This is a genomic window from Cupriavidus sp. CER-90 (assembly GCF_057652055.1).
The window spans coordinates 920,814-932,672 of record NZ_JBYGYM010000002.1 but is presented as its reverse complement, the minus strand read 5'-3'; the positions used below and the strand labels follow the sequence as shown (position 1 = coordinate 932,672).

The 11,859-nt window shown below is 68.1% G+C and carries 10 protein-coding genes; 3 read left to right on the top strand and 7 right to left on the bottom strand.

The window, feature by feature from the left end; all coding sequences use genetic code 11:
- Position 1 precedes the first annotated feature (1 nt).
- Positions 2-847, top strand: a complete 846-nt coding sequence (locus tag AC24R4_RS14785; protein WP_400394903.1) for a beta-keto acid cleavage family enzyme — start codon at positions 2-4, stop codon at positions 845-847.
- 81 nt (positions 848-928) lie between these two features.
- The gene (locus tag AC24R4_RS14780) at positions 929-2,128 is read left to right on the top strand and encodes a pyridoxal phosphate-dependent aminotransferase (RefSeq protein WP_487523304.1); all 1,200 of its coding nucleotides are present in this window, start codon (positions 929-931) and stop codon (positions 2,126-2,128) included.
- Positions 2,129-2,327: 199 nt separating this feature from the next.
- On the opposite strand, the gene AC24R4_RS14775 is transcribed toward AC24R4_RS14780, so the two are convergent.
- The 5 genes from AC24R4_RS14775 to AC24R4_RS14755 are packed head-to-tail and all read right to left on the bottom strand — an operon-like array spanning position 2,328 to position 7,696.
- Positions 2,328-3,803 (bottom strand): efflux transporter outer membrane subunit, encoded by a 1,476-nt coding sequence (locus tag AC24R4_RS14775; RefSeq protein WP_487523303.1) that lies wholly within the window; start codon positions 3,801-3,803, stop codon positions 2,328-2,330.
- 16 nt (positions 3,804-3,819) lie between these two features.
- Entirely contained in the window at positions 3,820-4,998 is a 1,179-nt protein-coding gene (locus AC24R4_RS14770) for an ABC transporter permease (RefSeq protein WP_400392975.1), read from the bottom strand.
- The gene (locus AC24R4_RS14765) at positions 4,995-6,032 is read right to left on the bottom strand and encodes an ABC transporter ATP-binding protein (protein WP_400392973.1); all 1,038 of its coding nucleotides are present in this window, start codon (positions 6,030-6,032) and stop codon (positions 4,995-4,997) included. The genes AC24R4_RS14770 and AC24R4_RS14765 overlap by 4 nt, the downstream gene beginning before the upstream one ends.
- Positions 6,029-7,000 carry an HlyD family secretion protein gene (locus tag AC24R4_RS14760; RefSeq protein ID WP_400392971.1) on the bottom strand — a complete coding sequence of 324 codons (972 nt, stop codon included), beginning with the start codon at positions 6,998-7,000 and terminating at the stop codon, positions 6,029-6,031. The genes AC24R4_RS14765 and AC24R4_RS14760 overlap by 4 nt, the downstream gene beginning before the upstream one ends.
- A 21-nt stretch (positions 7,001-7,021) precedes the next feature.
- Positions 7,022-7,696 (bottom strand): TetR/AcrR family transcriptional regulator, encoded by a 675-nt coding sequence (locus AC24R4_RS14755; RefSeq protein WP_400392969.1) that lies wholly within the window; start codon positions 7,694-7,696, stop codon positions 7,022-7,024.
- A 248-nt stretch (positions 7,697-7,944) separates the two neighbouring features.
- Here AC24R4_RS14755 and AC24R4_RS14750 point away from each other — a divergent pair, with 248 nt between their 5' ends.
- On the top strand, positions 7,945-9,384 hold the full coding sequence (locus tag AC24R4_RS14750; protein WP_400392967.1) for a carbohydrate porin: 1,440 nt from the start codon (positions 7,945-7,947) through the stop codon (positions 9,382-9,384).
- Positions 9,385-9,417: 33 nt separating this feature from the next.
- Here the strand turns inward: AC24R4_RS14750 and queF are convergent, their stop codons facing one another.
- Positions 9,418-10,251: an NADPH-dependent 7-cyano-7-deazaguanine reductase QueF gene (gene queF, locus AC24R4_RS14745; RefSeq protein WP_400392965.1), complete on the bottom strand. Its 834-nt coding sequence runs from the start codon at positions 10,249-10,251 to the stop codon at positions 9,418-9,420.
- Positions 10,252-10,259: 8 nt separating this feature from the next.
- Positions 10,260-11,795, bottom strand: a complete 1,536-nt coding sequence (ilvA, locus tag AC24R4_RS14740) for a threonine ammonia-lyase, biosynthetic (RefSeq protein WP_400392963.1) — start codon at positions 11,793-11,795, stop codon at positions 10,260-10,262.
- Between the last annotated feature and the right edge of the window lie 64 nt (positions 11,796-11,859).

Sequence of the window (11,859 nt, the reverse complement as noted above, 5' to 3'; positions counted from 1 at the left end):
CATGACGATCGATACCCTGCGCCGTCCCTTCGCCCTGGCCGTGGCCCCCAACGGCGCGCGCAAGACCCACGCCGACCACGCCCGGCTGCCTATCGCCCCCGACGAACTGGCGCAGTGCGCGCGTGAATGCGTGGAGGCCGGTGCGGCGATGATCCACCTGCACGTCCGCAAGGCCGACGCCACGCACAGCCTCGAAGTTGCCGATTACGAGCCGGCCATCGCGGCCGTGCGCAAGGCCGTCGGCCAGCAGCTGGTGCTGCAGTTGACCACCGAAGCGGTGGGCATCTACCAGCCGGCCCAGCAGATGGCGATGGTGCGGGCGCTGCGGCCGGAGGCTGCGTCGGTGGCGGTGCGCGAACTGGTGCCCGACGATGCGGCGCTGCCGGCGGCCGAGTCGTTCTTCCAGTGGATGCATCGCGAGCATGTGGTGGCGCAGTACATCCTCTACGATGCCAACGATGTGCGCCGCTATGCCGCGTTGCGGGCCAGCGGCACCATTCCGGCCGGGCGGCACTGGGTGCTGTTCGTGCTGGGCCGCTACTCGGCCGGCCAGAAGTCGTCGCCGACGGACCTGCTGCCGTTCCTGGCCGCATGGCACGACGTGGGGCTGGACCAGAGCGGTGTCGAATGGGCGGTTTGCGCGTTCGGCAAGCAGGAAGCCGACTGCGCGGCGGCGGCCGTGATGCTGGGCGGGCATGCGCGCATCGGTTTCGAGAACAATATGACATTGCCCGACGGCAGCACGGCGCCCGACAACGCCGGCCTGCTGCGTGCCGTGCGTACGCCGCTGAGCGGCCTGGGCTATGCGGCGATGACGGCCGACGACCTGCGCGCCCGCTTCGCGTAATCCCCAGTGCAGTCCCGCCGGCAGGCCCGGCGGGATTCCGGTACGCTAGGCGCTTCATCCGTTTCCGTTCCAGGAGTGCCGATGTCCGCCAGCCCGTATCGCCTGCCTTCCACCAACGAAGCCGTGCCGCTGGCGCGGGACATCGTCCACGGCCTGCGCGCCTCGCGCATCCGCGAGGTGGCCAACGCGGGCATCGGCCTGCCCGATGTCATGCCGTTCTGGTTCGGCGAGTCGGATCAGGTGACCCCGGCCTTCATCCGCGACGCCGCCGCGCAGGCGCTGGCCAGCGGCGCCACGTTCTACACGCACAACCTGGGCATCGCGCCGCTGCGGGCCGCGCTGTCCGACTACGTGACGCGGCTGCACGGCGCCACGCCGGTCGACAACATCGCCGTGACCAGCGCCGGCGTCAACGCGCTGATGCTGGCCGCCCAGCTGGTGGCCGGCCCCGGCGACCGCGTGGTCTGCGTCACGCCGCTCTGGCCCAACCTGGTGGAAATCCCGCGCATCCTCGGCGCCACCGTGGACACCGTATCGCTCGACTTCGGCGACAAAGGCTGGACCCTCGATATCGACCGCCTGCTGCGCGCCCTGACCCCCGGGACGCGGGCGGTGATGATCAATTCGCCCAACAATCCCACGGGCTGGGTCATGCCGCGCGCCCAGCAGCAGGCCGTGCTGGACCACTGCCGCCGCCACGACATCTGGATCATCGCCGACGAGGTCTACGAACGGCTCTACTACGGCAGCGAAGGGGGCAACGCGCCGTCGTTCCTCGATATCGCCAGCCGCGACGAACGCGTGATCGCGGTGAACTCGTTTTCGAAGGCCTGGCTGATGACGGGCTGGCGGCTGGGCTGGATGGTGCTGCCCGCATCGCTGATGGACGACCTTGGCAAGCTGATCGAATACAACACGTCCTGCGCGCCCTCGTTCGTGCAGGAGGCCGGCATCGTGGCCGTGCAGCAGGGCGAGGCGTTCACCCAGGACCTGGTCCAGCGGCTGCGCACGTCGCGCGATCATCTGGTCGGCGCGCTATCCACCCTGCCAGGCGTGGAAGCCCACGCGCCCGACGGCGCCATGTACGTGTTCTTCCGGCTAGCCGGCGCCGCGGACAGCCTGGCGCTCTGCAAACGCCTGGTGCGCGAGGCACACCTTGGGCTGGCACCCGGCAGCGCGTTCGGCGACGAGGGCGAGGGCTTTGTCAGATGGTGCTACGCGTGCGATGTGACGCGGCTGGATGAGGGGGTGAGGCGGTTGCGCGGATATCTACGGGCATAGCACTTGATGCGCTTGCCCTCTCCCCCGCCCCTCTCCCGCTCGCGGGAGAGGGGAGAACACCCATGGCGTGACACGGACTGTCGGTTCGCTCCGCTGACTCGCGAGCCACGGCGTGACAAGGACCGTCGGTTCGCTCCCCTCTCCCGCGGGCGGGAGAGGGGCTGGGGGAGAGGGCGGGCGTTTCCGGTGCCGACACCCGCTATTTCAGGCTGCCCACCGTCGCCTCTTCCCCCCACCACCCACCCCCCAAGGCCTGCATCAGCGCCGCCGAGTCGGCCAGCCTGGCCGCGCGGGCCTGCGACAAATCCAGCGCGGCCTGGCGGGCCTGGCGTTCGGCGTCGATCACCGTGAACTGGCTCACGCCGCCCAGCCGGTATTGCTCGCTGACGATGGCCAGCGTGTCGCGCGTTTGCCGGGCATTGTCGGCGCGGGCCTGCAGGGTGCCGGCATCGGCGTCGAGGGCGCGCAGCGTGTCCGCCACGTTTTGCAGCGCCTGCAGCACGGCCTGCTGGTAGGCGCCCAGCGATTGTTCGTACGCCGCTTCCTTGGCGCGTTTCTGCGCGCGCAGTTCGCCGCCGTGGAATACCGGCTGCACCACGCCGGCGGCCAGGCTCCAGACGTTCATGCTGCTGAACAGGTCGCGGGCGCGCATCTGCTGGGTGCCGCCGCTGGCCGTCAGCGTGATCTGCGGATAGAGATTGGCGGTGGCCACGCCGATGTCGGCGGATGCCTGGTGCAGCAGCGCCTCGGCCGCGCGGATATCGGGGCGGCGCCGTGCCAGTTCGCCGGGCAGGCTGACCGGCAGCGTTTCGGGCAGGTGCAGGTCGTCAAGCCGGAACTCGGGCAGTTGCGCGCTGGCCGGGGTCTGGCCGGTGTAGACGGCCAGCTGATGGCGTGCGGCGTCGAGCTGTTGCGACAACCCCGGCAGCAGCGCCTGCGTCTGCGCCAGTTCGGATTGCTGCCGCTGGACGTCCACACGGGCCACGCCGCCTGCCTGCAGTCGCTGCTGCATGATGCCAAGCTGACGCTGCTGCGCTTCGGCGATGGCCACCGTATCGGCCAGTTGCGCGCGCAGCCCGGCTTCGCGGATCGCCGTGGTGGCCACGTTGGCCGCCAGCGACAGGCGGGCCGCCTCCAGTTCGTAGCGTTGATAGTCGACCGCAGCGCGCAGGCCTTCGAGTTCGCGCCGCTGCCCGCCAAACAGATCCAGCGCGTAGGACACCTGCACGCTGGCGTTGTAGAGGGTGAACGGGCCGGGGCTCGGAAACTGGGTGATGCCGACGGAGGTCAGGTCCACCTGCTGGCGGGTGGCGTTGAGCTTGGCATCGACCTGCGGGAATTGCGTGGCCCCGGTGCGCGCGGCCAGGTTCTCCTGGGCTTCGCGCAGGCGGGCGCGCGCCTGCGTCAGCGTGGGGCTGCTGGCCAGCGCCAGGCGTATCGTCTCGTCGAGCTGCGGGTTGCCGAACAGCGTCCACCATTGCGGGGGCACATCGCCGGGCTGAAGCGTTTGCGTCGGGAAGCCCTGGGCCGGCATCTGCAGCGGCTGCGGGCCGGCGGTGTAGCGCGCGTCGGCAGGCGCGTCGGGGCTGTGGAAGTCCGGGCCGACCGCGCAACCGGCGGCCAGCAGCGCGCAAAGCGCGGCGACCGGGGCCAGCAAGGGGGGGGACGTACGCATGGCAAGGCTCCGCTTGTCAGTCCAGCGTGCGCTTGTAGAAGCGCACGGCGATACCCATGACGATGACCGTGAACAGCGCCACGGGCCAGACGTTGGGCCAGAGTTCGGTCCAGCCGCTGCCCTTGAGCATGATGCTGCGGACCATCCGGTTGAAATAGGTCATCGGCAGCACGTTGCCGATCCACTGCGCCCACGTCGGCATGCCGGCGAACGGGAACATGAAGCCGGACAGCAGGATGTTAGGCAGGAAGTAGAAGAACGTGAGCTGCACCGCCTGCAGCTGGTTGCTGGCCAGCGACGACAGCGTGATGCCGACCGTCAGGTTGGCCGCGATGAACAGCAGCGTGGCCAGGTACACCGCCAGCACCGACCCCAGGAACGGCACCGAGAACACGTAATGCGCGGCCAGCACGATGATGGTGGCCTGGATCAGGCCGATGAAGATGTACGGGACGATCTTGCCCGAGATGACCTCGATGGGCTGCACCGGCGTGGCCAGCAGGTTTTCCATCGTGCCGCGCTCGCGTTCGCGCGTCATGGCCAGGCCCGTCATCATGACCATCGTCATCGTCAGGATGGTGCCCATCAGCCCCGGCACGATGTTGTACTGGGTGATGCCTTCGGGGTTGTACAGGCGTTGCACGTTGACGTCGAAGGCCGGTTTGCCGCCGGCCAGCGGCGCCACCGCGCCCTTGAGATCGATGCGCGCGACGGTGTCCGGCAACTGCGCCAGCGCGGCGATGGCCTGGCCCGTGGCGGACGGGTCGGTGGCATCGGCTTCCACCAGGATCTGGGGGCGGTCGCCATGCAGCAGCCGCCGCGAGAAATCGTGCGGGATATTGACCACGAACTGCACGTCGCCCCGCAGCAGCGCCTCGCGCCCCGCGGTCTCGTCGGGCATCGTGCGCACCACCCGGAAGTACGTGGTGTTTTCCATCGCCGCGATGAACGTGCGCGAGAAATCGCTGTGCTCGGCCACGATCACCGCCGTGGGCATGTGGCGCGGATCGCTGTTGATGGCAAAGCCGAACAGCAGCAGTTGCACGATCGGCAGGGCCACGATCATGCCGAACGTGATGCGGTCGCGGCGCAGCTGCAGGAATTCCTTCAGCACGATGCTCCACCATCGCTGCGGCGAGAACGACGTGTGCGTTGGCCGCGAAGCATTGCGGGCGGACGGGCGCGCGGCGCTCATGATGGCTCCCTGCGCCCGTGCGCGGGCTTCTTTTGCGGCGGGGCGGCCATGTTGTCCTGTGCGCCGCCCATCATGTGGATGAACACGTCCTCAAGGCTGGTCTCGGTCTGCACCAGGCGGTGGTGGGCGCCCGCGTACTGCCGGAGCGTCCGTTCGAGCTGCGCGGCGTCCTTGCCCGTCACATGCAGCGCGGTGCCGAACGCCACGGTCTGGTCCACGCCAGGCTTGCCCTGCAGCTGCGCGGAAAGCTCGGCCAGGTTGTCGCCCTCGACGCTCCACGTGCTCAGGTGCTGGCTGGCGACCACTTCATCGGACGTGCCCTGCGCCAGCAGCGTGCCGTAGGCGATATAGGCCAGCTTGTGGCAGCGTTCGGCCTCGTCCATGTAGTGCGTGCTGACCAGCACCGAGATGCCGCGCGCCGCCAGCTGGTGCAACTGTTCCCAGAAATCGCGGCGCGCCTTGGGATCGACGCCGGCAGTCGGTTCGTCGAGCAGCAGCAGTTGCGGCGCGTGCAGCAGGCACGCGGCCAGCGCCAGCCGCTGCTTCCAGCCGCCGGACAACGAACCGGCCAGCTGCTCGGCGCGCGATTGCAGGCCCAGGTCTTCCAGCGCGCGCGCCACCACGTCCTTGCGGTTGGGCATGTCGTAGACGCGGGCGACGAAGTCGAGGTTCTCGCGGATCGACAGGTCTTCCCAGTACGAGAACCGCTGCGTCATGTAGCCCACGTTGCGCTTGATGTCGGCGGCCTGCTTGAGGATGTCGTAGCCCAGGCAGGTGCCGGAGCCGGAATCGGGCGTCAGCAGCCCGCACATCATGCGGATGGAGGTGGTCTTGCCGCTGCCGTTCGGGCCCAGGAAGCCGAAGATCTCGCCGCGCGCCACCTGCATGGTCAGGTTGTTGACCACGTGCTTGTCGCCAAAGTGCTTGTTCAGGTCGTGCACGTCGATGACCAGTTCGCCGTTGCGATGGCCGTTGGCGGTGGCGCTGCCGTCGCCTTGGCCCGGTTGCGGCCGGCTGCCGGGCTGGATGCTCATGATGGCGTTACCTCCACCGGCTGGCCTGGACGCAGCTTCGGCGCGTCGGCGGCGCTGGGTCTGGCCTCGATCAGGAACACGAGTTTGCGGCGGGTTTCGTTGCTGTAGATGACGGGCGGCGTGTATTCGGCCTGGTTCGACACATAGGTGACCTTGGCGGCCACCGGGGCCGCGCAGCCATCGCAATGGATCGTGATGGCCTGGCCGTTCTTCAGCGATCCGACCACGGCCTCGGGCACGTAGAAGCGCACCTTGACGTTGCCCGGCGGCAGCATGCGCACCACGGCGCTGCCCGCCGGCACCCATTCGCCGGGGCGGAACGGCACGTCGTAGACCAGTCCGGACACCGTGGCATTGACCGATTTGCGCGACAGCTTCCACTCGGCCTGGGCCAGCGCGGCGCGCGCGGCGTCCACCTGGGCCGACTGGGCGGCCAGCTGATCCTTGCGACCGGGCAGCCGGGCCACGTCGATATCGCGCTGCAGTTCGCGCACGCGGGCGGCATCGGCATCGGCCGTGGCGCGGCTTTCGTCAAGCTGCGCCTTCGAGATGCCGCCGATGTCGAACTGCGCCTCGTCGCGCTTGCGCTGGGCGGCACTGCGTCCGGCCTGCGCCTGGGCCTGCACCAGTTGCGCCTGGTTGACCGCCACTTCCACGGGGCGCTTGCCGGTCTGGATGTCGGCCAGCTGGGCCTCGGCCACGCGCACCTGTTCGGCGGCCTGCTGGCGCGCCGCGCGTTCGTCATCGGATTCCAGTACGAACAGCGGCGCGCCGTTGCTGACCTGCTGGCCGCGATCGACCGACAGCGTTTCGAGCCGGCCCGCGAATGGCGAGGCCACGGCGACGAATTCGCCTTCGACATAGCCCTGCCAGGTGGGGGGCTTGTCGTTGCCGCACGCAGCAAGCAGCGGCAACGACAGGGCGGCCAGCAGCAGGGGCCAGGTGCGGTGTGGGACGGGAAGCATCATGCGGGCTCCGGGATACCAGGTTCAGGCAGGGGCCTGGGGCGGCACGGACAGCCCATGACCCAGCAGGGCGGTGACGTGGCGCACCAGCGTGTCGGTGTCGATGTCGGCGGCGCCGGGCAGCGCGCGCCAGATGTGCGTGGTGGCCAGCGGCAGCAGTGTCAGGCCGATCAGCGACACCATCACCAGCGCGGGCGCCAGGCCGGGGTTGAGCTGGCCCTGCGCATGGGCGGCCGCCAGCGGGCCGGCGACCAGATGCGCGCGCTGCAGGGCCACCCGCTGCAGCAGACGCTCGCGCAGCTGGCCATCGGTGCCGACAATCTCGCGGATCCACAACCCCGGAAACCATGGCGTGGCCGATGCCGTGCGGATCAGTTGCTCCGCCAGCGCCTGGATGCGGGCGATGGGGTCGGGCGGGCCAGCCTGCAGCGCGCCGAACACGTGTTCGATCAGCGGTTGGAGCCGTTCCTCGAAGATCGCGTCGAGCAGCGTGTCGCGGTCGCCAAAGTAGTAATGCACCAGCGCCGGCGTCACGCCGGCTTCTGCGGCGATGGCCTTGGTCGAGGTGGCCGCCACGCCATGGCGGGCGAACAGCGTGACGGCGGCATCGATCAGGCGGTCGCGCTGGCCGGCATCGGATGCCTGCGCGGCGGGGCGGCCGGGACGGCGCGGGGGATCGGTCGGTGGGCGGGAGGGCATCGAGCCAGTGCGAGACTTCGGAAGCGCCACAAAGATGGCAGGGTTCCGATCCATATTAATTTTCGGATTAATTAATACAAGGACGGTTACAACGTCGGCTTTGCGCCACCGCAAGGCTTGACAACACAAGCGTCCCGCGAATGCTGCATTGCAGCAAAACGAGGTAGACATGTCATGTCGGCTTGGCTATGCTCGCGCCTGTCCAGAAGGGTGCCCATGGGTGGTGCATCCGCATCCCGGGTTTTCCTATGCAGTGCTTCCGTTTCCTGGCCGCCGTGCTGCGGCCACGCCCGCGCTTTGTCCGTCAGCTTGCCGCCTGGATGGTGGCGAGTACGGCGTTGCCGTGGGCGGCGCACGCGCAGGAAACGCCGCCCGGGGCCATCCCGGCCGCCAGTGCGCCTGCCGCGCCCGCAGCGCCCGCCGCCGGCGTGCCGCTCGTCAACGATATGGAGAGCCCGTTCGCGTTCCACGGGCAGACCACCTATATCTGGCAGCGCAAGCCCGCGTTCAGCGCGCCCTATTCGGGCGAGAACAGCCTGACGCCGAACCGTGCCAAGAGCTATTCGTGGACGGCCACCCTCGACCTGGGCCTGCGGCTGTGGAAGGGGGCCGAATTCCACCTCAACCCCGAGCTGGCGCAGGGCGTGCCGTTTTCCGACCTGCACGGCATGGGCGGCCTGTCCAACGGCGAACTGGCAAAGACGGCCAGCACGAGCCCGAAGGTCTATCGGGCCCGCGCCTTTATCCGGCAGTACTGGGGCCTGGGCGGCGGCGATGAAACGCTGGACTCGGACTTCAACCAGTTCGCCCGCACGGTGGACAAGCAGCGCCTGGTGCTGACCGCCGGCAACTTCGGCGTGATCGACGTGTTCGACCAGAACCCGTATGGGTCCGACCCCCGCACGCAGTTCATGAACTGGTCGTTCATGACGCACGGCTCCTGGGACTATCCCGCCGACTCGCGCGGCTATAACTGGGGCGCGGCCCTCGAATACATCGGCGATGGCTGGTCGGCCCGCGTGGGCCATTTCCTGCAGCCGGTCGAATCGAACGGGCGTGAGCTGGATACCCGGCTGTTCCAGCACTATGGCCAGATGCTGGAGCTGGAAAAGCGTTACACCATTGCGGCCCGGCCCGGCCAGGCGCGCCTGCTGCTATGGCGGAACAAGGCGCGCATGGGTGCGTTCAACGACGCCCTCGCGTTCGGCCAGGCCAACGGCGTGACGCCCGATGTGGCCGATGTGCGCCGCGAGCACAGCAAGTGGGGCGTCGGGCTGGCCTTCCTGCAGGAAGTGGCCGACGACGCCGGCGTGTTCCTGCGTGCCAACTGGTCCGACGACAAGACCGAGACCTATGCCTTCACCGAAATCGGCCGGCAGGTATCGGCCGGCGGCACGATGAAGGGCGCGCGCTGGGGGCGTCCCAAGGACGAGGTGGGCCTGGCCGTGGCCGTGAACATGCTGGGATCGGGGCACCGCAACTACCTGGCCGCCGGCGGCCTGGGTGCCTTTCTGGGCGATGGCGCGCTGCGCTACGGGCCCGAGCAGATCATCGAGATCTACTACAGCGTGGCGGTATGGAAGACGCTGACGCTGAGCCCGGATTTCCAGTACGTGCGCAACCCGGGCTACAACCGCGACCGCGGGCCGGCCAGGTTCATCGGCATCCGCGCGCACGCGGAGTTCTGACGAACCGGCCCGGCCGGCTTCGGGCGGGTTGCCTTACTGCCGCGCGTTGCGCCGGTTGTCCGGCCACGGCGTGTTGAAGTTGGTGCGGAACGGGTTGATGTCCAGGCCCCCACGGCGCGTATAGCGCGCGTAGACGGCCAGCTTGACCGGCTTGCACATGCGCATCACGTCGGTAAAGATCCGCTCCACGCACTGCTCGTGAAACTCGTTGTGATTGCGGAACGAGATCAGGTACTTGAGCAGCCCTTCCTGGTCGATCGGTGCGCCCACGTAGCGGATCTGCACGCTGCCCCAGTCGGGCTGCCCGGTCACCAGGCAGTTCGACTTCAGCAGGTGCGACACCAGCGATTCCTCCACCGGCGATTCGTCCTGGTCGGCCTTGAGCAGCGTCGGATCGGGTTCGTAGACGTCCGTCTCGATGTCCAGGCGGTCCAGCAGCAGGCCGTCCAGTTCGCCCATCTTCTGCGTGCCGAGGTCCGATTCGGTCACCAGCCGCACCTGCACCGTGCCGCCCGTGGCGTCGGACAGGTCGTGGTGCAGCAACTGCTGCAGCGCCTCGGCCGACGCGAGCTTGCTCTGGTTGAACGAGTTCAGGTACAGCTTGAACGATTTCGATTCGACGATGTTCGGCGTATCGGCGGGAATGATGAAGGTGGCCAGCGCCACCTGCGGCTTGCCCTTGAGGTTCAGCCACGACACCTCGTAGGCATTCCAGATATCGACGCCGAAGAACGGCAGCGCCTTGCCTTCGGGCAGGCCGATCTCGGTGCGCTTGGGCTGGCGCGGAATCGGGAACAGCAGCGTCGGGTCGTATTCGGTCTTGTAGGCCGAGGGCTTGCCCAGCGGCGAGTGCTCAGGAAGCGTCATGATCGGTCTCAGGACAGGAACAGCTTGTAGACGGGGTTGTCGGTCTCGTCCCAGTGTACGTAACCGAGCGTGGAAAGGAACGTGCGGAATTCGCGTTTTTCGTTCCGGGGCACCTGGATGCCGACCAGGATGTTCGACGTATCCGCCCCCTGGTTCCGGTAGTGGAACAGGCTGATGTTCCAGTTCGGGCTCATGCTCGACAGAAACCGCATCAGCGCGCCCGGGCGCTCGGGGAATTCGAAGCGGTACAGCAGTTCGTCCTGCGCCAGCGGCGAATGGCCGCCCACCATGTATCGGATGTGCTGCTTGGCCAGCTCGTCGTTGGACAGGTCCAGCGTGTCGAAGCCATGGCGGCGGAAGTTGGCGGCAATCTTGTCGCTTTCCGCCCGGCTGGCGATCTGCACGCCCACGAAGATGTGCGCCACGCCGGTATCGGCGATCCGGTAGTTGAATTCGGTCACGCTGCGGGTGCCGACCTGTTCGCAGAAGCGTTTGAAGCTGCCGCGTTCCTCGGGGATGGTGACCGCGAAGATGGCCTCGCGGGCCTCGCCCACCTCGGCACGCTCGGCCACGAAGCGCAGGCGGTCGAAGTTCATGTTGGCGCCGCAGGCGATGGCCACCAGGTGCTGGCCCTTGAGCTTCTCGCGCTCGGCGTAGGCCTTCAGGCCGGCCACGGCCAGCGCGCCGGCCGGCTCCAGGATGCTGCGCGTGTCCTGGAACACATCCTTCAGGCCGGCGCAGATCGCATCGGTATCCACCAGGATGATGTCGTCCACCAGCTCGCGCGTGATGCGGAAGGTCTCCTTGCCGACCAGCTTCACGGCCGTACCGTCCGAAAACAGCCCCACGTCCTTCAGTTCCACGCGCTTGCCGGCGTCCACCGAACGCTTCATCGCGTCGGAATCGAGCGTCTGCACGCCGATCACCTTGATGTCGGGACGCACGGCCTTCACGTAGCTGGCGATGCCCGATATCAGGCCGCCGCCGCCGATGGCGACGAAGATCGCGTGGATCGGGCCCGGGTGCTGGCGCAGGATCTCCATGGCGATGGTGCCCTGGCCGGCGATGACCTCGGGGTCGTCGAACGGGTGGATGAAGGTGAGCTTGTGCTTCTTTTCCAGTTCGGCCGCGTGCAGGTAGGCGTCGCTGTAGGAATCGCCATGCAGCACGATCTGCACCCATTCGCCGCCGCGCTCGCGCACGGCATCGATCTTCACCTGCGGCGTGGTGGTCGGCATGCAGATCATGGCCTTGCACTGCAGCCGGGCGGCGGACAGCGCCACGCCCTGGGCATGGTTGCCGGCCGACGCGGCGATCACGCCGCGCTTGAGATCCTCGGGGCGCAGCGACGCCATCTTGTTGTACGCCCCGCGCAACTTGAACGAGAACACCGGCTGGGTGTCCTCGCGCTTGAACCAGACCGCATTGTGCGTGCGCGCCGACAGCGCGGGGGCGTAGGTCAGTTCGGTTTCCTGGGCCACGTCGTAGACCTTGGCGGTCAGGATCTTCTTCAAATAGTCGGGCTTGGCGGTGGTGCGGGTCATGGTCTGCGGGCGCCACGCTGGCCGTGGCAAAAAAAGCCGGAAAAATCGGCGGAAACCGCCAATG